At 74.4% G+C, this 25,054-nt stretch carries 29 protein-coding genes and 1 tRNA gene; 12 read left to right on the forward strand and 18 right to left on the reverse strand.

The genetic code is table 11. The features are described 5' to 3' along the window. Positions 1-25 precede the first annotated feature (25 nt). The 3 genes from ACI79Q_RS14530 (at position 26) to ACI79Q_RS14540 (ending at position 3,113) form a co-directional block, all read left to right on the forward strand. Positions 26-487: an SRPBCC family protein gene (locus ACI79Q_RS14530; RefSeq protein WP_456599973.1), complete on the forward strand. Its 462-nt coding sequence runs from the start codon at positions 26-28 to the stop codon at positions 485-487. Positions 488-694: 207 nt separating this feature from the next. Next, complete coding sequence (locus ACI79Q_RS14535; protein WP_456590097.1) at positions 695-844, forward strand: hypothetical protein; 150 nt, start codon at positions 695-697, stop codon at positions 842-844. Between the two features lie 175 nt (positions 845-1,019). Next, positions 1,020-3,113, forward strand: a complete 2,094-nt coding sequence (locus ACI79Q_RS14540; protein WP_456614904.1) for a diguanylate cyclase domain-containing protein — start codon at positions 1,020-1,022, stop codon at positions 3,111-3,113. A gap of 3 nt (positions 3,114-3,116) precedes the next feature. Here the strand turns inward: ACI79Q_RS14540 and ACI79Q_RS14545 are convergent, their stop codons facing one another. Then, the gene (locus ACI79Q_RS14545; protein ID WP_456599972.1) at positions 3,117-3,950 is read right to left on the reverse strand and encodes a tyrosine-protein phosphatase; all 834 of its coding nucleotides are present in this window, start codon (positions 3,948-3,950) and stop codon (positions 3,117-3,119) included. Between the two features lie 180 nt (positions 3,951-4,130). On the opposite strand from ACI79Q_RS14545, the gene ACI79Q_RS14550 reads away from it, so the two are divergent. Genes ACI79Q_RS14550 through ACI79Q_RS14570 form a run of 5 tightly spaced genes read left to right on the forward strand, consistent with a single transcriptional unit; the run spans position 4,131 to position 8,932 of the window. Further along, positions 4,131-5,351 (forward strand): substrate-binding domain-containing protein, encoded by a 1,221-nt coding sequence (locus ACI79Q_RS14550; RefSeq protein WP_456613226.1) that lies wholly within the window; start codon positions 4,131-4,133, stop codon positions 5,349-5,351. A gap of 17 nt (positions 5,352-5,368) precedes the next feature. Continuing rightward, the gene (locus tag ACI79Q_RS14555; RefSeq protein ID WP_456590101.1) at positions 5,369-6,166 is read left to right on the forward strand and encodes an ABC transporter ATP-binding protein; all 798 of its coding nucleotides are present in this window, start codon (positions 5,369-5,371) and stop codon (positions 6,164-6,166) included. Continuing rightward, complete coding sequence (locus tag ACI79Q_RS14560; RefSeq protein WP_456590102.1) at positions 6,163-6,906, forward strand: ABC transporter ATP-binding protein; 744 nt, start codon at positions 6,163-6,165, stop codon at positions 6,904-6,906. The genes ACI79Q_RS14555 and ACI79Q_RS14560 overlap by 4 nt, the downstream gene beginning before the upstream one ends. Then, on the forward strand, positions 6,903-7,787 hold the full coding sequence (locus ACI79Q_RS14565; RefSeq protein WP_456590103.1) for a branched-chain amino acid ABC transporter permease: 885 nt from the start codon (positions 6,903-6,905) through the stop codon (positions 7,785-7,787). The genes ACI79Q_RS14560 and ACI79Q_RS14565 overlap by 4 nt, the downstream gene beginning before the upstream one ends. A gap of 11 nt (positions 7,788-7,798) precedes the next feature. Then, complete coding sequence (locus tag ACI79Q_RS14570) at positions 7,799-8,932, forward strand: branched-chain amino acid ABC transporter permease (RefSeq protein ID WP_456590104.1); 1,134 nt, start codon at positions 7,799-7,801, stop codon at positions 8,930-8,932. A 63-nt stretch (positions 8,933-8,995) separates the two neighbouring features. On the opposite strand, the gene ACI79Q_RS14575 is transcribed toward ACI79Q_RS14570, so the two are convergent. The 13 genes from ACI79Q_RS14575 to ACI79Q_RS14635 form a co-directional block, all read right to left on the reverse strand. Then, positions 8,996-9,865, reverse strand: a complete 870-nt coding sequence (locus ACI79Q_RS14575; RefSeq protein ID WP_456590105.1) for a 3-methyladenine DNA glycosylase — start codon at positions 9,863-9,865, stop codon at positions 8,996-8,998. 20 nt (positions 9,866-9,885) lie between these two features. After that, positions 9,886-11,829 carry a helix-turn-helix domain-containing protein gene (locus tag ACI79Q_RS14580; protein ID WP_456614913.1) on the reverse strand — a complete coding sequence of 648 codons (1,944 nt, stop codon included), beginning with the start codon at positions 11,827-11,829 and terminating at the stop codon, positions 9,886-9,888. Between the two features lie 17 nt (positions 11,830-11,846). Continuing rightward, entirely contained in the window at positions 11,847-12,602 is a 756-nt protein-coding gene (locus ACI79Q_RS14585; protein ID WP_456614905.1) for a 3-hydroxybutyrate dehydrogenase, read from the reverse strand. Between the two features lie 120 nt (positions 12,603-12,722). Then, the gene (locus ACI79Q_RS14590) at positions 12,723-12,878 is read right to left on the reverse strand and encodes a hypothetical protein (protein ID WP_456590107.1); all 156 of its coding nucleotides are present in this window, start codon (positions 12,876-12,878) and stop codon (positions 12,723-12,725) included. After that, a complete protein-coding gene (locus ACI79Q_RS14595; RefSeq protein ID WP_456590108.1) occupies positions 12,875-13,126 on the reverse strand; it encodes a hypothetical protein in 252 nt (83 codons plus the stop codon). The genes ACI79Q_RS14590 and ACI79Q_RS14595 overlap by 4 nt, the downstream gene beginning before the upstream one ends. Positions 13,127-13,348: 222 nt before the next feature. After that, positions 13,349-15,193 carry an acyl-CoA dehydrogenase gene (locus ACI79Q_RS14600; RefSeq protein ID WP_456599967.1) on the reverse strand — a complete coding sequence of 615 codons (1,845 nt, stop codon included), beginning with the start codon at positions 15,191-15,193 and terminating at the stop codon, positions 13,349-13,351. 137 nt (positions 15,194-15,330) lie between these two features. Beyond that, positions 15,331-15,702 (reverse strand): lipopolysaccharide assembly protein LapA domain-containing protein, encoded by a 372-nt coding sequence (locus ACI79Q_RS14605; RefSeq protein WP_456590110.1) that lies wholly within the window; start codon positions 15,700-15,702, stop codon positions 15,331-15,333. Further along, positions 15,699-15,869, reverse strand: a complete 171-nt coding sequence (locus ACI79Q_RS14610; RefSeq protein WP_456590111.1) for a hypothetical protein — start codon at positions 15,867-15,869, stop codon at positions 15,699-15,701. The genes ACI79Q_RS14605 and ACI79Q_RS14610 overlap by 4 nt, the downstream gene beginning before the upstream one ends. A gap of 80 nt (positions 15,870-15,949) precedes the next feature. Beyond that, positions 15,950-16,375 carry a hypothetical protein gene (locus ACI79Q_RS14615; RefSeq protein ID WP_456590112.1) on the reverse strand — a complete coding sequence of 142 codons (426 nt, stop codon included), beginning with the start codon at positions 16,373-16,375 and terminating at the stop codon, positions 15,950-15,952. A 15-nt stretch (positions 16,376-16,390) separates the two neighbouring features. Next, entirely contained in the window at positions 16,391-17,017 is a 627-nt protein-coding gene (locus tag ACI79Q_RS14620; protein WP_456590113.1) for a TetR/AcrR family transcriptional regulator, read from the reverse strand. Between the two features lie 153 nt (positions 17,018-17,170). Then, positions 17,171-17,344, reverse strand: a complete 174-nt coding sequence (locus tag ACI79Q_RS14625) for a hypothetical protein (protein ID WP_456590114.1) — start codon at positions 17,342-17,344, stop codon at positions 17,171-17,173. Between the two features lie 53 nt (positions 17,345-17,397). Next, the gene (locus ACI79Q_RS14630; protein WP_456590115.1) at positions 17,398-17,553 is read right to left on the reverse strand and encodes a hypothetical protein; all 156 of its coding nucleotides are present in this window, start codon (positions 17,551-17,553) and stop codon (positions 17,398-17,400) included. Continuing rightward, complete coding sequence (locus ACI79Q_RS14635) at positions 17,550-18,542, reverse strand: ribokinase (RefSeq protein WP_456590116.1); 993 nt, start codon at positions 18,540-18,542, stop codon at positions 17,550-17,552. Before ACI79Q_RS14635 ends, ACI79Q_RS14630 begins: the two co-directional genes overlap by 4 nt. Positions 18,543-18,634: 92 nt before the next feature. Here ACI79Q_RS14635 and ACI79Q_RS14640 point away from each other — a divergent pair, with 92 nt between their 5' ends. The 4 genes from ACI79Q_RS14640 (at position 18,635) to ACI79Q_RS14655 (ending at position 21,493) form a co-directional block, all read left to right on the forward strand. Continuing rightward, positions 18,635-18,976 carry a DUF3140 domain-containing protein gene (locus ACI79Q_RS14640; RefSeq protein ID WP_456590117.1) on the forward strand — a complete coding sequence of 114 codons (342 nt, stop codon included), beginning with the start codon at positions 18,635-18,637 and terminating at the stop codon, positions 18,974-18,976. Positions 18,977-18,982: 6 nt separating this feature from the next. Continuing rightward, positions 18,983-19,690 carry a methyltransferase domain-containing protein gene (locus ACI79Q_RS14645; protein WP_456590118.1) on the forward strand — a complete coding sequence of 236 codons (708 nt, stop codon included), beginning with the start codon at positions 18,983-18,985 and terminating at the stop codon, positions 19,688-19,690. Between the two features lie 73 nt (positions 19,691-19,763). Further along, a complete protein-coding gene (locus tag ACI79Q_RS14650) occupies positions 19,764-20,792 on the forward strand; it encodes a type III polyketide synthase (protein ID WP_456590119.1) in 1,029 nt (342 codons plus the stop codon). A 65-nt stretch (positions 20,793-20,857) separates the two neighbouring features. Further along, positions 20,858-21,493: a response regulator transcription factor gene (locus tag ACI79Q_RS14655; RefSeq protein ID WP_456599963.1), complete on the forward strand. Its 636-nt coding sequence runs from the start codon at positions 20,858-20,860 to the stop codon at positions 21,491-21,493. 17 nt (positions 21,494-21,510) lie between these two features. On the opposite strand, the gene ACI79Q_RS14660 is transcribed toward ACI79Q_RS14655, so the two are convergent. The 4 genes from ACI79Q_RS14660 to ACI79Q_RS14675 all read right to left on the reverse strand — a co-directional run bounded on the left by ACI79Q_RS14660 (position 21,511) and on the right by ACI79Q_RS14675 (position 25,007). Beyond that, on the reverse strand, positions 21,511-23,136 hold the full coding sequence (locus tag ACI79Q_RS14660) for a GAF domain-containing protein (RefSeq protein WP_456614906.1): 1,626 nt from the start codon (positions 23,134-23,136) through the stop codon (positions 21,511-21,513). A gap of 196 nt (positions 23,137-23,332) precedes the next feature. Further along, positions 23,333-23,406, reverse strand: a tRNA-Gly gene (locus ACI79Q_RS14665). Between the two features lie 52 nt (positions 23,407-23,458). Continuing rightward, entirely contained in the window at positions 23,459-24,427 is a 969-nt protein-coding gene (locus ACI79Q_RS14670; RefSeq protein ID WP_456590122.1) for a methyl-accepting chemotaxis protein, read from the reverse strand. 1 nt (position 24,428) lies between these two features. After that, on the reverse strand, positions 24,429-25,007 hold the full coding sequence (locus ACI79Q_RS14675) for a PAS domain-containing protein (RefSeq protein ID WP_456614907.1): 579 nt from the start codon (positions 25,005-25,007) through the stop codon (positions 24,429-24,431). Positions 25,008-25,054 lie beyond the last annotated feature (47 nt).

The raw sequence follows: 25,054 nt of genomic DNA on the forward strand, positions 1-25,054 counted from the left end.
ACAAGCGACACGAGGAGCTGAGAACGTGGCCAGCGTGCAGGAGTCCGTCGACGTCGACGTCCCGATCCGCATCGCCTACGACCAGTGGACGCAGTTCGAGACGTTTCCGCAGTTCATGGGCGGCGTCGAGAAGATCACGCAGATCGACGACACCCACACCCACTGGGTCACCAACATCGACGGCGTGAAGCGCGAGTTCGACGCGGAGATCACCGAGCAGCACCCCGAGGAGCGCGTGGCCTGGACCAGCACCAGCGGTGAGGCCAAGCACGCCGGTGTGGTGACCTTCCACCGGTTGGACGACGCCAAGACCCGGGTGATGATCCAGATCGACTGGGAGCCCGAGGGGCTGGTCGAGAAGGCCGGTGCCGTCCTCGGCTTCGACGACCGGCAGATCAAGGCCGACGCGAAGAAGTTCAAGGAGTTCATCGAGAGCCGCGGCACCGAGACCGGTGCCTGGCGGGGTGACGTGCAGCGCCCGAGCTGAGCCCCCGCCCCGCTACGACGACGGCGCCCACCCCACTCGGGGTGGGCGCCGTCGTGCGTTCGGGCTCCGACGTGGCGCGACTCACCCGAAAGGATGAGGAACCTTCGGCCATGTCTCACGTTCGCCGACGTTTCGTCGGACTAAAGTGGTGCACGCCTGCGTTACTACGGCTGCAGGCAGATCACTCCGACGAAAGAGGCAGTAACGATGAGCAGCGTGACGACCAGCTGGCGGCAGCGTCGGCAGGTGGCGCGTACCCGGCGGGCGCTGAACAAGGCGCTGGCCCGCAGCAGCAGCCCGGCGATGCGCGACGAGCTCCTGACGATGGCGAACGGCAGCCACTTCCTCGGCCGCTGAGCCCTGGCCGCGCGCCGCGCGCGGCCCCGGAACACCCCGACCCCGGTCTCTCTCGAGACCGGGGTCGCGTGCGTCCGGGGGCTCGTCCCGCAGGGCGCGGTCCGACCTGCGGGTTCCTCACCCGATCCGGTCGGTTCCGCTCAAGCGGGGGTGGTGGCGCGCCGATCACCGGACCGTGGGCACAGGATCACCTGGCAGCGGCGGCGCGACCGCCGTGCCGCCGGCCGAGGCGCGGGAGACCCCGGGCATCACGATGGCCGGGGTGCTCGCCTACGTCCGCCGCGCGGGTGGGGACGACGCCGTCGCCGCGGTGCTCGACCGGGCCGGGCTCGGCGAGGTCGCCGACCAGGTCGCCGACCAGGCCCGCTGGTGGAGCTACGCCACCCGGATCCGGCTGTTCGCCGCGGCGACGGATGTGCTGGGCGACCCCGACACGATGTTCCACGTGGGCACGGCCGCGATGCGCAGCGGCCTGGGACACTCCCTGCTCCTGGTCCTGCGCGCCCTGGGCACGCCCCGCCAGGTGTTCCGCCAGCTGCCGCGGGCGGCGGCCAAGTTCACCACCGTCTCCCGCATGGAGGTCCGCGAGACCACCGCGACGTCGGCGACGGTCGCCCTGCACCTGGCCGACGGCTACACCCACTCGGCGCTGGACTGCGCGTACGCCCGCGGGCTGGCGGTGATGATCCCGGCCATCTTCGGTCTGCCTCCCGGCGTCCTCACGCACACCGAGTGCTGCGTCGACGGCACCGGCACCTGCGTCTACCGCCTCACCTGGGAGCGGCGGTCGCGATTCCGCCGCCGGCGGCCCGACGGGGCCGCGGCCGACCCCGAGCTGACGGCGCTGCGGGGGCAGTTGCGCACGCTGCAGTCCGCGGCCGGTGACCTCGTCGCCAGCGACGACCTCGACACCGTCCTCCACCGCATCGTGGCGCGGGCCGGTGAGGCCGTGCTGGCCCCGGCGCACCTGCTGGTCGTCGGCAACCCGGACGGCGGTCCGCCCCTGGTCCACGGCGCCGGCATCCCCGACGACCAGTTGCCGGAGCTGGCCGCGCGGATCCTGTCCGGGGACGACCTGGGCCGCACCGCCGTGGTCGTCGACGTCGCCTCCGCCCGCCGCCGGCACGGCCGGCTCGCCGCGATCTACCCCTCCGGTGACGGCGAGATGGCCGACGAGCACGCGATGCTCGCCGCCTACGCCGGGCACGCGGCGGCGGCGCTGGACCTGCTCATCGCCCTGGAGGACGCGCGCCGGGAGGCCGACCGGGCGGGCGCCCTGCTGGCGCTGGCCCACGAGCTGGCCGGCGCCGGCGACGCGACGGCGGTCAGCCAGGTCGTCGCGGAGGCCCTGCCGCGCGTCATCGGCTGCAGCAGTGCCTCGGTGATGCTCTGGGACCCGGCGACGGGGCAGCTGCAGGGCCGCAGCTCCGCCCGGAGCCAGCCGCTCCGGCGGGAGCACTTCCTGAGGACGCCGCTGCGGCCGGAGGACACCCCGGAGCTGGTCGGCATGCTCACCGACCGCGAACCCCGGATCCTCAGCCTCGCCACCAGCAGCCCGGTGCTGCGCCGGTTCATGACCGACATCGGCGTCTCCGACGTCGTCGCGGTGCCGCTCCTGGCCGGCGCCACCTTCCTCGGCGTCGCGACGGCGAGCTGGGAGTCCGGGACGGCGCCCGAGGAGCTCGGTGGCGACGTGCTCGCCCGGCTGCGGGGTGTCGGTGACCAGGCGGCCACCGCGCTGCAGAAGGCCCGGCTGCTGGAGACCGTGCGCCACCAGGCCACGCACGACGCGCTGACCGGGCTGCCCAACCGCGTGCTCTTCCTGGAGCGGCTGGAGGCGACGCTCGCCGGGACGGGCCCCGACGGCCAGCTCGGGGTGCTCTTCTGCGACCTCGACCGGTTCAAGGACGTCAACGACTCGCTCGGTCACGCGGCCGGGGACGAGCTCTTGCGGCAGGTGTCGGCACGGCTGCGCGCCGCCGTCCGGCCCGGCGACACGGTGGGTCGGCTCAGCGGCGACGAGTTCGCCATCGTGCTGCCGGCCCTGGCTCACGCCGACCAGGCGCGGACCCTCGCCGACCGCATCACGGCCTGCTTCGAGGAACCGTTCCGCCTCGACGGCACCCCGGTGCGGGTGGGGACCAGCGTCGGGGTCGCCGTGCTCGGCGCGGAGCGGGCGCGCACCGCCGACGCCCTGCTCCGCGAGGCGGACGCGGCGATGTACCGGGAGAAGGAGCGGCGGGGCCGGTCGGCCCGCGCCGTCCGCTGACCGTCAGTCGCGCAGCCGGGCGCGCAGCGCCGCCTGCTCGTCGGCACCGAACCCGTGGGCGTCCAGCCATCCCGCCGGACCGTCGAACCGTTCGTCGAGCAGGGTCAGCAGCCGGTCCATCGTCTCGGCCCGCGGCGTGTGGCTGGCCACGTCGCGCGTGACCATGTCCTCGGCGTACGTGGGCGAGGTGGCCAGCTTCGCCACCAGCGCGTCGATGACCTCCGCGGTCAGCGCGTAGTCGGCCACGATCTCCTCGTGCGGCACCCCGGCGACCGCCAGCGCGAGGGCGCAGACCACGCCGGTGCGGTCCTTGCCGGCTGCGCAGTGCACCACCGACGCGCCGTCCGGGGCGGAGGTGAGCGCGCGCAGCGCCCCGACGACGTTCTCCGACCGCTGGCCGAGGTAGCCCAGGTAGGACCGCACCGCCGGCGGCTCCACCTCGTCGTGGGCCGCGACCTGCCGGGGCAGCAGCGACTCGGCCCACCCGGCCCCGAGCTCCAGCTGCGGCTCCTCCTCCTCCACCGCGAAGACGTCGGTGTAGTGCCCGCGCTCCGGCAGCAGGGTGAAGTGCCGGTGGGTGACCTCGGGGACGCCGCGCAGCGGGCCGCGCCCCTCGAGCACGATCTCCGCGGTGGTCCGCAGGTCGATCACCTGGCGCAGGCCGATCTCGTGCACCAACCGCCGGACGTCGGCGTCGCTGAGGGTCTGCAGGTTGTCGCTGCGCAGGATCCGCCCGGCCGCCGTCCGCCCGCCGTCGGCGGTGGGCAGGCCCCCGAGGTCCCGCATGTTGGTGGTGCCGTCGAGCCGGATCCAGCGGCCGGTGTGCGGAGAGGTCACTCCTGGGACGGTACGGCCTGAGCCCGGCCGGTGGCCTCTGGGCACCGGACCCCGCAAGGGTGGTGCGCTGCCCCACAATGCAACCCGACGGTATGGGTCCGGTCCACATGGGCACGTGATCAGCTCGTCCCTACGGTGTGGTGCAGACCACTCGTGCACCCGCACACCGAGGAGATCGCCATGTCCCGCACCCGTTCCCGGACCGCTTGCACCGCGGCGGCCGCAGGTGTCCTCGCGCTCACGGCCGCGTGCGGCAGCCCCGGTGCCCCTGGTGGCGGGGCGGGCAGCGGAGGCGGCGCCGGCGAGGACGGGGCCCCGGTCCAGGTGGGCGTGATCACGTCGACGTCCGGGCCGCTCGCCTCGTACGGCGCGCAGTACCTCCAGGGCTTCGAGGCGTGCCTGGACCACCTGACCGACGGCACCGGTGAGGTGGGCGGCCGGCCGGTGGAGGTGATCCAGCGCGACGATGCCGGAGACCCGGCCAAGGCCGTCGCCGAGGCCACCGACCTGATCGGCCAGGGGGTGCAGATCCTGGCCGGCTCGGCGTCCTCCGGCGTCGCGGTCCAGGTCGCGCCGCTGGCGGAGCAGAACGACGTCCTGTTCATCTCCGGCCCGGCGGCGACCGACGCCGTGACCGGGGTCAACGACAACACCTTCCGGTCCGGCCGGCAGACCTACCAGGACGTGCGCACGGCGCAGTCCTTCATCGGCGAGGCGGCCGGCAAGGAGGTGCTCGTCTTCGCCCAGGACAGCGCCTTCGGCCAGGCGAACGTCGCCGCGGTGACCGCCGTCCTGGGCGACGAGGCCGGCGCCACCGTGACGCCGCTGCTCGTCCCGGCCAGCGCGACCGACCTCACCCCCTTCGCCGCGCAGGCCCGGGATGCCGGCGCCGACCTGACCTTCGTCGCCTGGGCCGGGGAATCCGCGCCCGCGATGTGGCAGGCCATGGGCCAGCAGGGCGTGTTCGACGCGACGAACGTCGTCACCGGCTTGGACCTGCGCGCCTCCTACCCCACCTACGGCGAGCAGGCCGCGGACCTCAACTTCCTGTCGCACTTCTTCGCCGAGGCGGTCGACAACGAGATGAGCCAGGCCGTGGCCGAGCGCGTCGAGGCGGCCGGTGGGGAAGTGGACATCTTCACCCCCGACGGCTGCAACGCCGCCCAGATGATCGTGCGCGCGGTGGAGGAGAGCCCCGACGACGTCGCCGGGATGATCTCCGCCCTCGAGGGCTGGAGCTTCGACGGGGTCAAGGGTGAGACGACCATCCGCGCGGAGGACCACGCCCTCCTGCAGCCGATGTTCCAGGCCCGTCTCGAGCAGCAGGGCGGCGAGTTCGTCCCGGTGCTGGTCGACACGCTGGCTCCGGAGGACACCGCTCCTCCGGTCGCCACCTCCTGACGCGGCGAGGGGACCCGGTGTCCACCAGTGCCACGGCGGCACCGGCCGCCCACCCCGCCGGGGGCGCGCCGGTGCTGCAGGTGCGCGGGCTCAGCTGCGCCATCGGCGGGGCGGTGATCGTCGACGACGTCACCTTCGACGTCGCCCCCGGTGAGTTCGTCGCCGTCATCGGCCCGAACGGCGCGGGCAAGACGTCGCTCTTCAACTTGCTCTCCGGGCTGCTCCCCGTGACCGGCGGCACCGTGACCCTCTCGGGGGCGGACATCACCGGCGCCTCGCCCTCGGCCCGGGCCCGGCGGGGTCTGGGGCGGACGTTCCAGGCGTCATCGGTCTTCGCCGGGCTGAGCGTGCGCGAGAACGTCCGGCTGGCCGCGCAGGCCCGGTTGGGCGGGAGCATGCGCCCCTGGCAGCTGGTGCGGCCGGGCGATGCGGCGCAGGAGATCGCCACGCGCTCGCTGGCGCGGGTCGGGCTGGGCGGCCGCGGCGAGGACCTCGCCGGAGCCCTCTCCCACGGGGACAAGCGCAAGCTCGAGCTGGCCATCCTGCTGGCCACCGACCCCGCTGTCGTCCTGCTCGACGAGCCGATGGCCGGGGTGAGCATCGAGGACGTCGCCGGGCTGACCGAGGTGATCGCCTCGGTGCACCGGGAGGAGGGCAAGACGGTGCTGATGGTCGAGCACCACATGGACGTGCTGCTGGGCCTGGCCGACAGGGTCGCGGTCATGCACCACGGCAAGCTCCTGGCGCTGGACACCCCGGAGCGCGTGACCAGCGACCCGGCCGTGCAGCAGGCCTACCTGGGCGAGTCGCTGTGAGCGGGCAGGCGCCGCCGCTGCTCCGTATGTCCGGCGTCCACGTCCGGCTGTCGGGCAGCCACATCCTGCAGGGTGTGGACCTCACCGTCCGCCGCGGCGGGGTGACGGCCCTGCTCGGGCGCAACGGTGCGGGCAAGACAACGACGGTGAAAGCGGTGCTCGGGCTGGTCCCGTCCTCGGGGACCATCGAGTTCACCGGCGGGAACGGCCGGACCGAGCGGATCGACGGGCGACGGACGCACGAGATCGTCCGCCGCGGGATCGGTTACGCCCCCGAGGACCGGGAGGTCTTCGCCGGCCTGACGGTGGCGGAGAACCTGACGCTGGCCGAGCGACGCGACTCCGACCACCACCACGACCGGGTCTACGAGCTCTTCCCCGAGCTCCGGAAGCGCAGCCGGCAGCTCGCCGGGACGCTCTCCGGCGGTCAGCAGCAGATGGTCGCCATCGCGCGTCTGCTGCTCAACGACAACCAGCTGCTGCTCATCGACGAGCCGACCAAGGGACTGGCGCCGTTGCTGGTGGCCGAGGTCGCCGACGTGCTGGCCCGCGCGGCCGAGGAGGTGACGATCCTGCTCGTCGAGCAGAACCTGACCGTCGTCCAGCGGATGGCGCGCGACGCCGTCGTCGTCGACCAGGGGCGGGTGGCCTGGTCGGGGCCGGCCGCCGACCTGCTGGGCGATGCCGACCGGACCCGCGAGCTGCTCGGCGTGGCCGCCAGCGGGGGAGGGCACCGGTGACCACCTTCGTCCTGCTGGCCATCACGGGGCTGGGCCTGGCAGCGCTCTACTTCCTGGTCGCCTCCGGGCTCTCGCTGATCTTCGGCCTCATGGACGTGCTGAACTTCGCCCACGGCGCGTTCCTCACGATCGGCGCCTACGGGACGTGGTGGGCGGCCGGCAACCTGCCCGGTGCCGGCTCCACGGGCTGGGGTTTCGTCCTCGCCGTGGTCTTCGGGGTCGGGGTCGGCACCCTGGTCGCGGCCCTGATCGAGCTGCTGCTCATCCGGCCGCTGTACCAGCGCCACATCGAGCAGGTCCTCGTCACCGTGGGTCTCAGCCTCGCGCTGGTGGCCCTCGTGCGGGCGGTCTGGGGCTCCGACCCCCGGCCGTTCCCGCGCCCGGAGTGGGCGCAGGGCACCACATCGGTCCTGGGCGCCAACGTGCCCAACGACCGGTTCCTGCTCATCGCCAGCGCGGTGGTGGTCCTGGTGTCCGTGCTCGCGTTCCTCCGCTTCACCCGCGTCGGTCTGATCATCCGGGCCGGGGTGGAGAACCGGACCATGGTGACGGCGCTGGGCATCGACGTCCGCAAGGCGTTCACCCTCGTCTTCGCGATCGGAGGGGCCTTCGCGGCCCTCGCCGGGGCGCTCGGCGGCATCTACCTGGGGTCCATCTCCCCCGGGCAGGGCACCTCCCTGCTGATCTTCGCCTTCATCGTGGTGGTCATCGGCGGCATGAGCTCGATCACCGGCACGGCCGCCGCCGCGGTGCTGGTCGGCCTGGTGCAGCAGTTCGCGAACTACTACGCCGCGAGCGGGGTGGGTGACCTGTCGGTGGTGCTGCTGCTGGCGGTGGTCCTCCTGGCCCGTCCCAGCGGCCTGACGGCGAGGTTGGCGTGAAGGACGGGGCCGTGAACCGGAAGAACGCGCGGCGGCTCGCGCCGCTGGTGGTGCTGGTAGTCCTGGCGCTGCTGCCCTACTCGACCCTGGACCTGCCGGGGATCTTCGACGGGGTCCTCAACAGCCCCGGCACGCTGCAGCTGCTGGCGCTGTGCCTGGTGTTCGGCGGGGTCGCGCTCTCGTTCGACCTGCTCTTCGGCTTCACCGGGCTGCTCTCGTTCGGGCACGCCCTCTACTTCGCGGCCGGCACGTACGGGGCCAACCTGCTGCTGACGGAGCTCGGCTGGGGGCTGGGTGCGGCGGTCGCGGCGACGACCGTGCTCGGCATCGTGCTCCCGCTGGTGATCGGCAGCGTGGCGCTGCGGGTCTCCGGCATCGCCTTCTCCATGGTCACCCTGGCGACCGCCCAGGTCGGGTCGATCATCGTGCTGCAGGACCCGGGTGGGCTCACCGGCGGCGAGGAGGGGCTGGCGGTCGACCGCACCCCGATCCCCGACGCGTTCGTCGGCGTCTTCAACACCGTGAACAAGTACTGGCTGGCGCTGGCCTACCTGGTGCTGGTGTACGCGGTGGTCACCTGGGTGACCCGATCCCGGGCCGGGCGGGTCTGGCAGGCGATCAGGGAGAACGAGCGCCGAGTGGAGGTGCTGGGCCTGCGGCCGTACCGCTTCAAGCTGCTGGTGTTCGTGCTGGCCGGGCTGCTGGCCACTCTCGGCGGCATCGTGCACCTGCTGCTGCTGGGCGGTTCCACGCCCCGGGTGACCACCGCCGACTTCACCATCGGTCTGCTGGTCATGGTGGTGCTCGGCGGCGCCGGCAGCCGGTGGGGCGCGGTGCTCGGCGGCGTGCTCTACACCTACTTGGACAGCCGGCTGACTGCCCTGGCCGCCTCCCCGGCGGTCCAGGACCTCCCCGCCTGGCTGCGGGTGCCGTTGTCCGAACCCCTGTTCATCCTCGGGACCCTCTTCGTCCTCGTCGTCCTCTTCGTGCCCGGCGGCATCGCCGGGCTGGTGGACCGGCTGGGCGCGCGACGCCGCGGCCGCCGCCGCGAGGCCGAGGACCCGCCGCCCGGCCGGGCGGTGGAGCGGCTGCGGGACGAGATCGGTGCCGGGGTCGGCGGGAGCCGACCCCACGACGGGGTCTGACTGAGGACCGACTCTCCCGACGCCTCGGACCAGGAACCCCCTGCCCGACGGGCGGGTGCTCCGCTACGCCAGCAACCGGTCGCAGACGTCGATCAGCCGCTGCCGCAGGACGGCTCCCCGGGCGGCGAACCCGCGCTGCCCGGCCACGTACTCGGCCTTCCCCTCCGGCGTCTCGATCGGGACGGGCGGATAGCCGTGGTCGCGCAGGTCGTACGGCGAGGCCCGCATGTCCAGCTCCCGGATCGCAACGGCCAGCTCGAAGCAGTCGACGACCAGCTCGCCCGGGGTGGCGGGGCTGAGCTTGTAGGCCCACTTGTAGAGATCCATGCCGGCGTGCAGGCAGCCCGGTTGCTCGAGCTGCGGCTGGTTCTCGCGGGTGGGCTGCAGCCGGTTGCGCGGCACGGCCGGTGGGGTGAAGAACCGGAAGGCGTCGTAGTGGCTGCACCGCACCGGGTGCGCCTCGACGACGGCGTCGGTGCCCTCCTGGCCGAGGCGGAGGGGGATCGGGTGCCGGGTCCCGCTGTCCCGGTAGACCATCGCCCACTCGTGCAGGCCGAAGCACCCGGTGAACGCCGGGCGGGCGGCGGTCGCCACGAGCAGCCGCCGGACGAAGCGCACGGTGTCGCCGCGGTCGGCCAGGAAAGCAGCGACATCGAGCCGCACGGTCGCGCCGTCGGTCACGTACCAGCGCCGACCCCCGTGCGGCGCGGGGGCGGCGAGCGCGACGTCCGGGCCGGGGTGCCAGCGGCGGAGCCGGCCGGGCGTCTCGGAGTAGTAGGTGAACAGGAAGTCCAGCACGGGGTGGGTCTCGCCCCGGAGGCGGCGGTCGCGGTGGGGGACAGCCCACCGGTCCACGCGTTCCTCGTGCGAAGCGGCCCGCGCCTGCCACTCCTCGACCGGCAGGACCGGCAGCTGGGCGAGGGTCGGCTGCACCTGCCCAGGGTAGGGCTCGGTCAGCCGGGGCCGACGTGGGTCAGCCGGTGCAGGCGGAGGGCCAGCTGGACCTCCAGAGCGCGGGCCGGGGAGGACCACTCGCGACCGAGCAGCCGGCCGATCCGGTCCAGGCGCTGGGTGACGGTGTTGACGTGCACCTGCAGGCTCTCCGCCGCCCGTGCTGGTGAGCCGCCCGCCGCGAAGAACGCCTCCAGGGTTCCTTCCAGGTCCGTGCCGCGCTTCGCGTCGTACTCGAGCACGGGGGCCAGCGTCGCCCGCACGAAGGCGGGCACGTCGCGCCCCTCACCGACCAGCAGGCCGAAGAAGCCCAGCTCGTCCGCGCTCGCGGAGCCCCCCGCGCGGCCGAGCGCCACCAGGGTCGCCGCGCAGCGCGCCGCCTCCGCGTGCGCCGCGGCCACGGCACCAGGGCCGACGGCCGGTCCGGCGGCGCCGACGGTGACCGCGCCGGCACCGGCGGCCCCGAGCTCCCGATGGACGACGGCGGCCGCGGGGCCGGGATCCTGGCCGGGCAGGCAGAGGACGACGCAGCCACCGTGCAGGCCGGCGAGCCCGCCCCGGGTCGCCGCCAGGTGGGCCGCGGTGGCCAGGGCCCGCGGCCGGCACCGCGCCTCGACCCGGGCGACGACGACGGCGTGCGCGCGGTCCAGATCCGCACCCAGCCTGCGGGCGCGCTCCCGCAGCCCGTCGGGATCACGGAGACCGGGGTTCAGGAGCTCCTCGAGCAGCTCCCCGCGCACCCGGTTCTCCGCCTCGCCCGCCGTCCGGCGGATGAGCAGCAGCAGGGCGGTCACGAGCGCGGCGCGCTCCAGGATGCGCTGGTCGGAGTCGGCCAGCTCCTCCTCGCGGTGCAGCACCAGCCCGCCCAGCAGCTCGCTGTCCACCGTCACGGCTGCGGTCCACCAGGTGCCGTCCTGCACCGTCCGTCCGGTGGCGCGGGCCAGGGTGAGCGCTCCGGCGGGGTCGGGCGGCAGCGCGGTCGCCGAATCGGCACCGGGCGAGGCGGCCCGGCCTTCCTCGTCGAGCACGGTGATGCTGCCCCCGAGGGCCTCCGTCACCGCCGCGGCGACGTCCTCCACCCCGCCGCCGCGCAGGACCACGTCGATGAAGCGGTCGTGGGCGCCGGCCGCCCGCTCCACCGACGCTGTGTGGGCGCGCAGCCGCCGGGTGGCCGCGGACAGCTCGTCCAGCGCCGCCCTGGTCTCCTCGAGGAGCCGGGCGTTGTCCAGGGCGATCGCGGCGTGGGCGGCCAGCGACCCCAGGAGGGACACCTGCGACCGGTCGAAGGTGCGCTCGGCGCGGTCGGCGGCGAACAGGACGCCGACGACCTGGGCGCCGCGGACGAGGGGCACCCCGAGGATCGCGACGAGCCCCTCGTCGTGGACGCCGTCGTTGATCTCGGTGGTGTGCCGGAACCGCGGGTCGGTGAAGTAGCTCGACGTCGCGTACGGCGCGGCGGTCTGGGCGACGAGCCCACCCAGCCCGACCCCCATGGGCAACCGCAGGCCCTGGAACCGGGCCGAGACCGAGCCGTCGGTGACCCGCATGTAGGTGTCCCCACGCAGGGGGTCGTTCAGGGTCAGGTAGGAGACGTCGCTGCCCAGCAGCTGCCGGGCGCGCCGGACGATGGCGGTCAGCACGGAGTCGACGCCGCGCAGCGCCGCGAGGTCGTTCGCGGTGTCGAAGAGGGCGGTGAGTTCGGACTCCCGGCGGCGCCGGGCGGCGAAGGCCTCGCGCACCTCGAGCGCCAGCAGCTTGAGCCGCTCCAGCCCGGCCAGCTCGTCGGCGTTCGCCCCAGCCGCCCGTGCCCGGACCAGGGGGCGTTCGTACTCGATCGCCGCGGCATCGCCGAGCAGCAGCTCGAAGTACTCGGCGGCCCACCCCGCGGCCGGACGCGGGGCGCCACCGGTGGGAGGCGGGGCCGCAGGCTGGGACACGACCGGCATTCTGGCCGGTCGGGCGCTCACCGCGCGCTCCACCCGCCGTCCATCACGAGGGAGGTGCCGGTGACCGAGGCCGCGGCGGGCGAGCACAGCCAGGCGACCGCGTCGGCCACTTCCGCGGGCTCGATGAGCCGCTTCACCGCGGCCGGTGCCAGCATCACCTGCTCCACGACCTGGTCCTCGGACAGGCCGTGCGCCTGCGCCTGCGCGGCGATCTGCCCCTCCACCAGCGGGGTCCGCACGTAGGCGGGGTTCACGCAGTTCGACGTGATGCCCCGGGCGGCGCCCTCCAGCGCGATGACCTTGGACAGCCCCTCGAGGCCGTGCTTCGCCGCCACGTAGGCGGCCTTGTAGGGGGAGGCGCGCAACCCGTGGACCGAGCTGATGTTGACGACGCGGCCCCAGCCGCGGTCGTACATGTGCGGGAGGGCACCGCGGACGAGCCGGAAGGGCGCCTCCAGCATGAGCCGCAGGATGTGGGAGAACCGGTCGACCGGGAACTCGTGGACCGGTGCGACGTGCTGCAGACCGGCGTTGTTGACCAGGATGTCCACGGCCAGGTCGAGGCGGTCCACGGCAGCGAGGTCGGACAGGTCGGCCGTGACCGCCGTGCCGCCCACGTCTCCGGCCACGGCCCGGGCGCCCTCGGCGTCGCGGTCGACGACCACGACGTCGGCGCCGTCGGCGGCCAGCCGGACGGCGCAGGCCCGGCCGATCCCCGATGCGCCGCCGGTGATGAGTGCCCGCCGCCCGACCAGGGGACCGTTGACCGCCATGGTGGGAACGCTAGGCCCACGGTGCGACATGCCCCACGGTTGTGGCGCACACAGCAGGCGCCCACCTGGTGGTGCGAGGGCACACTCGCGGCAGGGTTCGCGACCCGGCTGGAGACTTCCTCAGTCCGACTCGTTGCCCGGGCGGGCGACCGAGTCGTCGCGCTGCGCGTCCTCGTCCGTGGTCAGCTGCACGTCGTCGTCCTGCCGGGCGGGCGTGGAGGCGTCGTCGGCGGTGTCGGGGGACTCCCGGTACCCGGTCGGCTGGGATTCGCTCATCGGCCGTCGTCTCCTGATCGTTCGGTGGGGCCGGTGACCTCGCCGGAGGCGCCGGCCCGGGTGGCGCGGGCGACGTCGCCGTCCGCGCGGGCCGGCAGGTCGTCACCCTGGGCGGCGTCCCGCTCCAGGGCCTGCTCGCGCGTGAGGGGGACGTCGTCGACCGAGGACGTCAGGTCGCTGTTGGCGCCGGTGCCCGACGCGGTCGGTACGTCTTGCTGGATGCGGTCGCTGCCCTGGGGATCGGTCATGCCGGCCTCCTGTCCATCGGCTGTCCTCCCGCCCATGCCCGGCATCGCCCCCGCGAAACGGCCGAGGCCGCCTCCCGGTGGGGGAGGCGGCCTCGGCTGCGGTGCGGAGCCGGTGTGGACCGGTCGTGGGCCCAGAGGGTCCCCGACCGGGACATGGGCAACGGCTCCACGTAGACGGGAACGGCTCTTGGCCGCGGTGCCGTCCGGAGGACGGCAGAGTGCTCAGAAGCAGTTCTCGTCGACCTCCATGAGGGCGTTGTCGGTGTTCTCGACGATGGCCCGCTCGGCGGTCAGCTTCGGCAGCACCTGGCCGGCGAAGAACCGGGTGGCGGCCAGCTTGCCCTCGTAGAAGTGGCGGTCCTTCTCGCTGACCTCGCCGGCCAGGGCGGCGAGCGCCACCTCGGACTGGCGGATCAGCAGCCACGCGGTGACCAGGTCGCCCGTGGCCAGTAGCAGCCGGGAGGTGTTCTGCGCGACCTTGTACAGGGAGGCCATGTCCTCCTGCGCGGCGGTCAGGTGGCCGAACATCGCGGTGAGCATGCCCTGGACGTCGGAGAGCGCGGTGCCCAGCAGCGCCCGCTCCTCCTTGAGCCGGCCGTTGCCGACCTCGCCGTCCACCGTCGCCTGGATCTGCCCGGCGAGCCAGGTCAGCGCGACCCCGCCGTCCTTGACGATCTTGCGGAAGAAGAAGTCCTGGCCCTGGATCGCCGTGGTGCCCTCGTAGAGGGTGTCGATCTTGGAGTCGCGGATGTACTGCTCGATCGGGTAGTCCTGCAGGTAGCCGGAGCCGCCGAGGGTCTGCAGCGACTCCTGGGTCAGCAGCTGGGTGGCGCGCTCGGAGCCGAAGCCCTTCACGATCGGCAGCAGCAGGTCGTTGACCCGCTCCGCCAGCTTCGCCTGCTCGCTGTCGGCCTCGCCCGCCGCCGCGGCCTCTGTGACCTGGTCGCGGAAGCTCGCCGCGTACAGGTACAGGGCCCGCATGCCCTCGGCGTAGGACTTCTGCAGCATCAGGGAGCGGCGCACGTCCGGGTGGTGGGTGATCGTGACCCGCGGGGCGTCCTTGGACGTGGCGGTGAGGTCCGCGCCCTGGACCCGGGTCTTCGCGTAGTCCAGCGCCACCTGGTAGCCGGCCGAGAGGGTGGCGATGGCCTTGGCGCCCACGAACATGCGGGCGTGCTCGATGACCTTGAACATCTGCGCGATGCCGTCGTGCACCTCGCCGACCAGCCAGCCCTGCGCCGGGACCGGTCCGTCGCCGAAGGTGAGCTCGCAGGTGGTGGAGACCTTGAGCCCCATCTTCTTCTCGACGTTGGTGACGTAGGCGCCGTTGCGCTCGCCGAGCGCCCCGGTCTCGAGATCGACGTGGAACTTGGGGACGACGAACAGCGACAGCCCCTTGGTGCCGGCCCTCGCGCCCTCGGGGCGAGCCAGGACCAGGTGGATGATGTTGTCGGACAGGTCGTGCTCGGCCGACGTGATGAACCGCTTCACGCCGTGGATGTGCCACGAGCCGTCGGGCTGCTGCACGGCCTTCGTCGTGCCGGCGCCGACGTCGGAGCCCGCGTCGGGCTCGGTGAGCACCATGGTGGCGCCCCACTTGTGCTCGAGCATGAGCTCGGCCAGGCGCTTCTGGTCCGGCGTGCCCAGCTCGTCGAGGATCGCGGCGAACGCGGCGCCCGAGCCGTACATGAAGACCGCCGGGTTGGCGCCGAGGATCATCTCGAAGGCGGCCCAGGTGAGGACGTGCGGAGCGCCGAAGCCGCCGAGGTGCTCGGGCAGGTCGAGGCGGTACCACTCGCCGTCCTCGACGGCCTGGACCGACTTCTTGAACGACTCGGGCAGCGCCACCGAGTTCGTGGCGGGGTCGAACACCGGCGGGTTGCGGTCGGCGTCGACGAAGGAGGCCGCCACGGGTCCCTCCGCCAGCCGGCGCACCTCGCCGAGGATCCCGCGGGCGGTGTCGGCGTCCATCTGCTCGAACGGGCCGGTGCCGAAGCGGTCCTTGGTGTCCAGGAACTCGAACAGGTTGAACTCGAGGTCCCGCAGGTTGGCGGTGTAGTGCGTCATGGCGCTCAGGCTCCCGTGCTCCGGCCGGCGTACGGCGTCGTGCTACTCACGAGTAACAAACGCTATTACTCGCGAGTAGCAACGGCAAGCACCAGGTGCCCGGACACGTTCCGGGCACCGCGTCTGACCCGGAAGGGTCAGCGCTTGCGGCGCCGGGCGCGGAGCACCGCGCCGGCCAGCCACACCAGCAGGCCGCCCAGCGCCGCCGCGACGAGCAGGGCCACCACCAGGGGGCCCTCGACGTCGGTGAAGACGAGGCTGATCTGCACCGACTGGCCGTTGAAGATGACGAACAGCACCAGCACCACGGTGACGAAGATCAGCAGCGCGAGCGCCAACCCCCGCCCGATGGTGCGCCCGGTGTGCCGCTCCCGCGTCGGCGTCGGCGTCGGTTCGGCCCGGCCGGCGGGCTCTGCGGGTCCGGCCGCGCGGTCGCCGGCGGCGGGGGAGCCCAGGCCGACGCTGAGCGGGTCTCGCGCGTCGGCCGGCTCCCGCCCGGGGCCGGTCACCGGGCGTCCGGTTCGGTGTCGGCGGGCGGGTAGGCCGGTCCGGCGATGCCGTCCGCCGGCCCTTCGGTGGCGCCCAGGGAATCGCGGTCCTCGCCGGGCGCCTTCTCCGCGCCGAGCGGCTCGGCCTCGCGGTCGGCACCCGCGTTGTTCGCATCCGGCATGGTCATGGGCCGGTTCTGCCCCTGAGTGGGCGGGTGGAAACCACTCGCCACTGCCCCGCCCGCGCGTGCGCGGCACGGGTGCCCGTTCAGTCCGCCAGCGCGGGACCCGCCTCGTGGGCGGGGTGGCCGGCGGTGCGCTCGCGCTGCTTCATCCGGGCCTCGAACACGTGCCGGTCACCTCCGGCGAGCTCCTCCCGGGCGCGAGCGTCGAACGCGCGGAAGGCGCCCCAGTAGTTCTCGTCGAAGTCCTCGACGATCTGGAAGGTCCACCGGTCGGCGATGACGTTGCGGCCGACGAGGTCGCGGTCGAGGTCCTCGGCGAGGCGGGTCGCGCCGGCCCTGCCGAACAGCTCGACGGACTCCTGCAGCAGCCGGTCGGCCTTGCCGGTCAGCTGGTGGAACGCGTACAGGAAGCCGCGTGCCTGGTCGACGGTCTCCAGGGCCTCGGACAGCTTGCCGAGCGCCTCCACCGTCGTGTCGTCGAGGTCGGGCCGGGTGCGGTCGGTGCTCACCCGCCCATCCTGCGGTCAGGCGCGGGCGACCGCGATCTCGATCAGCCGCTCGGCCAGCTGCCGGCCGTGGGCGGCGGGGCCGTCGGGCCCCAGGAGACCGCCGGAGAGGTACATGCCGTCGATGATCAGGTGGATCTGCGCGGCGAGGTCCTCCCCGTCGCCCGGCACGATCTCGTCGGCCAGCCGCTCCAGGCGGGCGTGCAGCTCGAACTTGTAGTCGGCCGCCGCGCTGCGGGCGGGGTGCTGCGGGTCGTCGTACTCGCTGCTGACGTTGGTGAACGGGCAGCCGCGGAACCCGGTGCGGGTGACGTCGCGCTCGACGGCGTCGACGACCGAGAGCAGCGCCGCGCGGGGATCGCCCTCCAGCCGGTCCAGCTCGGCGTCGATGAAGGCCAGCACGGTGGCTGCCTTGCGGCTGAGGTAGGCCCCGACGAGGTCGTCCTTGCTCTTGAAGAGCCGGTAGACCGTCATCTTGCCCAGGCCCGTCTCGCGGACCAGCTCGTCCATGCCCACGCTGCGGGAGCTGCGGCCGGCGAAGAGGCGCTCGGCGGTGTCCAGCACGATCGCCTGCCGCTCGGCGCGGCTGCGGCGAACCGGTGCCGAGGCGTCGTCGGCGGCGGTGAGGGGCAGGGCGGCGGTCACGTCTGCGATGGTGCCCCAGGACGTGACGGAGCAGTTCGCGGCACGCCGACCCTGATCGCTCTGGGTGACGAGGGGCGCCCGGGTTTCCCGTGGCACCGGGGAGCGGTGGTGCCGGTGTGGCGCAGTAGCGTCACCGAGCGTGAGCGCGGCGGCTCAGTTCCGGCGGGTGCGACGCGGGTTGGCCAGCAGCCGGGCGACGGCCCGCGCCGAGGACTCGGCAGAGTCGGTCCGCGATCGGTCGGCCGACTCGTCGGTGGTCCGGGTGTGCAGCACGTTGTCCTCCATGCGCCGTTGCGTGCCCGTGCCCTCGTTGCGGGAAACCGGCACGCGGCGCACCGGGGTGAGACGTCGCTCACCCCGTGGACCGGTCAGAGCGCCGGTCAGGTGTCGGGGGTGTCGGCCCCCCCGCTCGCGGCGTCGCTGCGGCCCTCGGCCGGCTCCTCGGGGTGCGGCGTCCGGCCGCTGCCCGCCTGCTCGCCGGCCGGGTCGCCCTCGGCGCGCTCGGCGCTGTGCGGCGTGCGCTGGGATTCGCTCATCGCGGGTCCTCCTCGGATCGGGTCGGGGAGCGGTGTGCCCGGTCCGCCGGCGGGGAAACCGCGGGCCCGCCGACCGGGGTGGCCGGGGGCACGCGGAGCAGCAGCTCGCGCACGGCGTCGTGGTCGGGGAGGGCGCCGCGCGCGCCGGGACCGGTGGTGGAGGACGCGGCCGCCGCGACGGCGTGCCGGACGGCGTCGGGGAGGCCGGCGCCGTCGGCCAGCGCCTGCCCGAGGGCGCCGCAGAAGCAGTCACCGGCACCGGTCGTGTCGACCGGTGTCACCGGGGGCGGCGCCTGCAGCAGCGCCGGCCCCTCCGCGGGCACGACGAGGGCGCCACGCGCGCCGAGGGTGACCACGACGGCGCCCGCCGTCACCCGGCGGGCCAGCCCCGCGAGCTCGGCGGGCGAGCGCTCACCGGGTTCGGCACCGGCCAGCTGCACCAGCTCGTGCTCGTTCGGGACGAGCACGTCGACCCGCTCCAGCAGGGCGGCCGGCAGCGGCACCGGGGGAGCCGGGGTCAGCACGACGGTGCCGGTCGCCGTCCGGGCCGCCGCCTCGACCGCCGGCAGCGGCACCTCCAGCTGCAGGAGCACCACGCGGGCCGACCGCACCGACGGCACGTCGACGTCGGCGGGGCTCAGCTCGGCGTTGGCCCCGGGCACGACCACGATCAGGTTCTCTCCGCTGCCCTGCTCCACCGGGATGGTCGCGGTGCCGGTGGGCGTGCCGATCGTGCGCAGCACCCGGCTCACGTTGACCCGGGAGGAGGCGAGCGCGGCCAGCTGCCGGTCGCCGGCCGGGTCGTCGCCCACCCGGCCCACCATGTGCACGCCGCCGCCGAGGATCCCCGCCGCCGCGGCCTGGTTGGCGCCCTTCCCGCCCGGGGCGAGCGCGGCGGCCCGGGCGACGACCGTCTCGCCGCGGCGCGGCAGCCGGTCGACGGAGACCAGCACGTCCTCGTTCAGGCTGCCGACGACGGTGACGGACACGCAGGACCTCCGGAGGGCTGGGCGAGGGGTACCGGACGGCCGTTTCCCGCGGCCGGCGCGACGGTACCGGGAGGACGACGAGCGGAGGAACCATGGCGAGCGACGACCCCGACACGATCCGGCGGGAGTTCGGCGAGGCGGTGAACATGACCGCGGCCGAGCTGGAGCGGTGGCTGGCGAGCGAGGAGTCGCAGGCCGTGGGGCAGAAGGACGGCGACGGCGAGTCCACCGGCCACGCCTCGGGCCGGCGCATCGTGGACCTGCTGCGCACGAAGAAGGACGACCTGACCGACGACGACCTCGCCCACATGCGGAAGGTCCACGGCTACGTGCAGCGGCACCTGGCCCAGGAGCCGGCGAAGGAGGACGTCGAGACGTCGAAGTGGCGGTACTCGCTGATGAACTGGGGCCACGACCCGCTCAAGAAGGGCTAGCCCTCCGTGCGATCCACCCCGCTGACCCGCAACGACCCCGCCCAGTACGACGAGCTCGCCGACCAGTGGTGGCAGCCCTCCGGAGGCTTCGCCGCGCTGCACTGGCTCGCTGCCTCCCGGGCCGAGCACATCCCACCGGCGAGCGGCCCGGGGGCGCTGCTGGTCGACCTCGCCTGCGGTGGGGGGCTGATGGCCCCGCACGCCGCCCGGCTCGGGTACCGGCACGTGGGGGTGGACCTCGGGCTGGAGGGGCTGCGGACCGCGCGGGCGCACGGGGTGCTGCCGGTGCGCGGCTCGGTGCTCGCCGTCCCCCTGGCCGACGGCTGCGCGGACGTCGTCGTCGCCGGCGAGATCCTCGAGCACGTCGAGGACGACGTCGCGGTGCTGGCCGAGTGCGCCCGCCTGCTGCGGCCCGGGGGCGTCCTGGTCGTCGACGCGCTGGCCGCCACGCGGATCGGCCGCTTCCTCATGGTGACGGTGGCCGAGCGGCTCCCCGGTGGCCCGCCGCCCGGCATCCACGACCCGGCGCTCTTCGTCGATCGCGCGCGGCTGCTCGCCGCGGCCGACCGGCTGGGTCTCGAGCTGCGCCTGGTCGGCCTGCGGCCGTCGCTGCGCGACGCGATCGCCTGGCGGCTGGGGCGCCGGGGCTCGGTGCGCATGAAACCGATCCGTTCCACGGCCGTCGTCTTCGCCGGGTACGGCCGGAAGCGGTGAGCGGGCGACGCGACGGCGGCGCACGTACCGTCGAAACCATGATCCCGAGCAGGTCAGCCGTGGGGCCGCGATCGTGACCGCCGCCGTCCTCACCGGGGCGGGCAGCGCGCTGCCCACCACCCTGGACCAGGAGGCCGCCTGGGACGGGTTCTTCGGCACCCACTACGAGGGGGTGCGCGCCGCCCGCCGGATCTTCCTCGGGGCCGGCGTGCGCCGCCGGCACGCGGTGGCCAACCCCGTGGACGAGGACCTCAGCGGCTGGAGCACCGGGGCGCGGATGGCGCGGTACGTCCAGGAGGCCCTCCCGCTGGGCAAGCAGGCCGTCGCCGGGGCGCTGGACTCCGCCGGGCTGGCGCCCGGGGACGTGGGGCTGTTCACCGTCGCCACCTGCACCGGCTACGCGACGCCGGGGCTGGACATCCGCCTGGCCAGCGACCTCGGCATGCCGGCCGGGCTGCAGCGGCTGCTGGTCGGCCACATGGGCTGCTACGCGGCGATCCCGGGCCTCGCGGCCGTCGGCGACTTCGTCACCGCGCGGTCCCGGCCGGCGGTGCTGCTGTGCTGCGAGCTGACCAGCCTGCACGTGCAGCCGGCCCAGGCCGATCTCGAGCAGGTCGTCGCGCACGCGCTGTTCTCCGATGCCGCGGCGGCCGTGGTCGTCGAACCCGGCGCCGGGCGCGGGCGCCGGATCGCCGGGGTCGTCGCGCGCACCGACGCCTCGACCGCCGACCACATGACGTGGGACGTCACCGACCTCGGGTTCCGCATGGGGCTCTCCCCGCGGGTGCCGGACGTGCTGGCGCGGCACGTGGGGAACGTCGTCGACGAGCTGCTCGCCGGAGCGGGTCTGCGCCCCGAGGACGTCGCGGGCTGGGCCGTGCACCCCGGGGGCCCCCGCATCATCGACGTCGTCCGCGACGAGCTGGGCCTGCGCGAGGAGCAGGTCGCGGCCTCGCGCCGGGTGCTGGCCGAGCACGGCAACTGCTCCTCGGCCACCGTCCTGCTGGTGCTGCAGGAGCTGGCCGACGTCGACGGGCCGGTCGTGGCCATGGCGTTCGGGCCGGGCCTGACCCTCTACGCGGTGCTGTTGCTGCCCGCGTGACCCCTGGTCGCGGAGCGGCGGCGGTCCTAGGCTGCCCTCCCCGGAACCGTGGGAGGGAGGCGGCCGTGGGCGCGTCGCCGCCGGGCGTGCGGGTGTTCCTCGTCGACGACCACGAGGTGGTCCGCCGCGGCGTGGCCGAGGTCCTCGAGGACGACCCCGCCATCACCGTCGTGGGGGAGGCCGGCTCGCGCGCCGAGGCGCTGGCCCGGGCTCCCGCCGTCCGTCCCGACGTCGCCGTCCTCGACATGCGGTTGCCCGACGGGGACGGCGCCACCCTCTGCCGGGAGCTGCGCGCGAGGCTGCCCGGCCTGCGCTGCCTGGTGCTCACCAGCTACGCGGACCGGGCGGCGCGCGACGAGGCGGTGCGCGCCGGCGCGGCCGGGTTCCTGCTCAAGCAGGTGCGCGGCTCGGCGCTGGTGTCGGCGGTGCGCACAGTGGCGGCGGGCGGCGACCTGACCGAACCCGGACCGCCGCCACCGGCGCGGTCCGGCGGTGATCGGCTCGCGACGCTGACCGACCAGGAGCGCGCCGTCCTGGGGCTGATCGGTGAGGGGCTCACCAACCGCCAGATCGGCGAGCGCATGGGGCTGGCCGAGAAGACGGTCAAGAACTACACCAGTCACGTGCTGGCCAAGCTGGGCCTCGAGCGCCGGACCCAGGCCGCCATCCTGGCCACCGAGCTGCGCGACCGCCGGAGCTGAGCCTGCGCCGGTGCGGGTCAGCCGGGGAGTGGCACGACCCAGCGGATCTCCGTCCCCGAGGTCCCGGTGGCGGTCGCCAGCCGGCCACCCCGGCGTTCCGCGCGGTCGGCCAGGTTGGCCAGCCCGCTGCGCACGGTGACCGCCGGCAGCCCGTGCCCGTCGTCGGTGACCACGACGCGCACCTCGTCGGCCAGGGCCACGGTCACCGTCACGCGGGTGGCGCGGGCGTGGCGGACCACGTTGGTGACCAGCTCGCGGACGACGGCGACCACGTCGCCGGCCAGGCCGGGAGGCAGGTCCTCGATCTCGCTGCGCACCCGCAGGTCCGGGCGCACCCCGTGCCCGTCGGTCACCGACCGCACCACGTCGGCGAGCCGTCGCCGCACGGCCGCGGACGAGGAGTCCTCGGCCCCGTGCAGCTCGAAGATCGCCTCCCGGATCCGGGCGATGGTGCCGTCGAGCTCGTCCACGTGCCGCGCGATCCGGTTGGCGACCAGCGGCGCGGAGCCCTCCAGCGAGCGGCCGAGCCGGTCCAGCGCCAGGGCGGTCGCGAAGATCCGCTGCACCACGTGGTCGTGCAGGTCCCGGGCGATCCGGTCCCGGTCGGCCTGCACCTGCAGCCGCTGCTCGCGCTGCTGGCTGCGGACCAGCCGCATCGCCACCGCCGCCTGGGTGACGAACGCCGACGCCGGCTCGAGCACCGCGGGGTCGAACGGTGGCCGCTCCCGCAGCCGCATGGCGACCAGGGTGGTCGGCGGAGACGGTCCACCCAGCGGGAGGTGGAGCGCCGGTCCGTACCGGCCGGCGAGCTCACCGACCAGTGGGGCGCGGGTCGTGCCCGGCACCGGCGTGGCGACGTCGTCCACCAGCAGCGGCGTGCCCGAGCGGTGGGCGTCGCCCAGCCGGGTGCCGGCGAGGGGGATGCGCGCGCCCTCGGTCCGGGTGGCCTCGGGGCCCACGGCGGCGGTCACGACCAGGGTGCCCTCGTCACCGGGCACCGGCGCCAGGATGCCGACGGTGTCGGCGCCGGAGAGCTCGGCGATGCGGGCGGCCGCGGTGCGGAGGACCTCGTCGGCGGGGCGCCCCGACAGCAGCGCCGTCGCGATGTCGGTGCCGGCCTGCGACCAGGCCCGGCGCTGCTCGGCCTGCTCCAGCAGCCGGGCGTTCTCGATGGCCAGGCCCGCCACCGCCGCCATGCCCTCGGAGAGCTCCAGGTCGGCCGCGGTGAACGCGCCCCCGCTGCGCTTCTCGGTGAGGTACAGGTGCCCGAAGACGGAGTCGCGGGCGCGGACCGGGAGGCCCAGGAACGACCGCATCGCGGGGTGCCCCGGGGGGACGCCGACCGAGGCGGGGTGGGTGCGCAGGTCGGCCAGCCGCAGCGGGGTCGGGTCCTCCAGGAGCAGGCCGAGGATGCCGGCGCCCTCGGGCGTGCGGCCGATCCGCTCCTGGGCCCCGGGATCCAGGCCGACCGTGACGAACCGGTCCAGCCCGCGCCCGTCGGGCGTGAGCACGCCCAGCGCGCCGTAGCGGGCGTCGACGTGCCGGGCCGCGACCGCGACGATCTCGTGCAGGGTCGCCTCGAGCCGGCCACCCGAGGCCGCCGCCAGCACCGCGGCGGTGAGGGCCGCGGCGTCGTCGCTCATCGAGCGCACCGGTGGTCGGGCGGGGGCACGGCCTGACCGTAGGAGCGCCGACGGGGCAGGGGAAGCGCTCGGCCCATCGTGCGGCACGGTCGCGTCCCGCCCCAGGGACGAAAGGCCCGGTCCCGTTCCGTGTTCCCCGGCCTGCGCCGGAACGCGTCGAGGCCCCGGTCGATGCGACCGGGGCCTCGGGAGCTCGTGGAGCGGGTGACGAGAATCGAACTCGCACTGTCAGCTTGGGAAGCTGATGTTCTACCATTGAACTACACCCGCGAACAGCGACGAGCCTACCTGGTCGCCTCCCCGCCGCGACAGCCACCTCCGGTCAGCGGCGCATCTCCGCGAGGAATCCGGTCGCCTCCGACCGCAGCTTCTCCGCCATCTGCGACAGCCCGGTGACGTCCTCGTGGCCGGTGTTCAGCGACGCCGAGCCGTCCACCGCGGCGGCGATGCCGCCGACCAGGCCGTTCATCTCGTCGACGGTGGAGCTGACGCTGCTCATGCCGGCGGCGACACCCTCCGACGCCTGGCGGATCTGCTCCACCTGGGCGGTGACCCGCTCGGTCGCGCGGCCGGTCTGGTCGGCGAGGTCCTTGACCTCGGAGGCGACGACGGCGAACCCCTTGCCGGCCTCGCCCGCGCGGGCGGCCTCGATCGTGGCGTTGAGCGCGAGGAGGCGGGTCTGGGCGGCCACCGAGTCGATCAGCGCGATGATCTCCTTGATCTCGGCCGACGAGCGGGTGAGCGAGCTGATCGTGTCCTGCGCGGTGCCCACCTCGGCGCTCGCCGCGGTCGCGGCGGCGGTGAGCCCGGACGCCGATGCGCTGAGCTCGGTGGCGGCCGTCGCCACCTGCTCGGACATCGAGAGCACCACCGACTCGAAGTCGTCGGCCAGCCGCAGCCGGCTGGTCTGCGCGTCGGTGACGCGCCCGGCGGTCGCCTGCATCGCGGTGCGGGCGTCGTTGATGTCGCTGGCGGTGCGGCGGAAGGAGCCGAGCAGGCCGGTGGTGAGCAGGCGGCGGTGGAACCGGCCCTCGGCTGCGGAGCTCAGCGCGGCCGACGACTCGCGGACGAACGCGTCGGAGACGTCGAGCACCCGGTTGAGCGCGTGGTGGAGGGAGACCAGTTCGGGCACCTGCTCGGTGTCGGCGTCGATGCGGCTGCGGGCCTCGAGGTCACCGCGCGAGGCCGCCTCGCACGCCGCCGTCAGCTGCCGGACGAAGCCGCGGTAGAGCGCCAGCTCCGCGGCGTCCGATCGCCGGCCGTGCTCGCCGCGCGTGGTGCGCACGCCCATGTCAGCCCTCCTCGCGGTTGATGATCGACCAGACGAACTCCTCGTAGCTCTGCCCCTGCTCGGCGAGCACCTCGTCGAGGAGCCTGGAGGAGGCCGCGACCGCGCTGCGCGCGTTCGGGTGCCGGCGCTCCTCGGCCAGCAGCCGCTGGTAGAGGGGCAGCACCCGCCGGACGGCGCCCCGGGAGGGCCGCCGGCGGTTGGAGTGGTAGCCGACGACCCTGCAGTGCGCGTCCTTGGAGGGCGTCACGTGCGCCAGTACCCAGTAGTGGCCCCCGTCGGTGGCGAGGTTGTTGATGTAGGCGAACACCTCCTGGCCGGCGCCCAGGGTGTCCCACAGCAGCTTGAACACCGCCCGCGGCATCTCCGGGTGGCGGATCAGGTTGTGCGGCTGGCCGATCACGTCGTCGCGGTCGTAGCCGCTCACCCGCAGGAAGACGTCGTTGGCGTACGTGATCACGCCCCGCAGGTCGGTCTTGGAGACGATCAGCTCGTCGGCGGAGAAGCTCCGCTCGCGGCCGGTGGGGCGCACGGCGTCACGGGCGCCGCGAGGCGCGGCGGTGGCCGGCCGGGTGTCGAGCACGCAGGTTCCCCTCGGTTTCGTTCGATTGCGTCCCGTTCATCGGCAGT

The organism is Blastococcus sp. SYSU DS0828 (assembly GCF_054050975.1).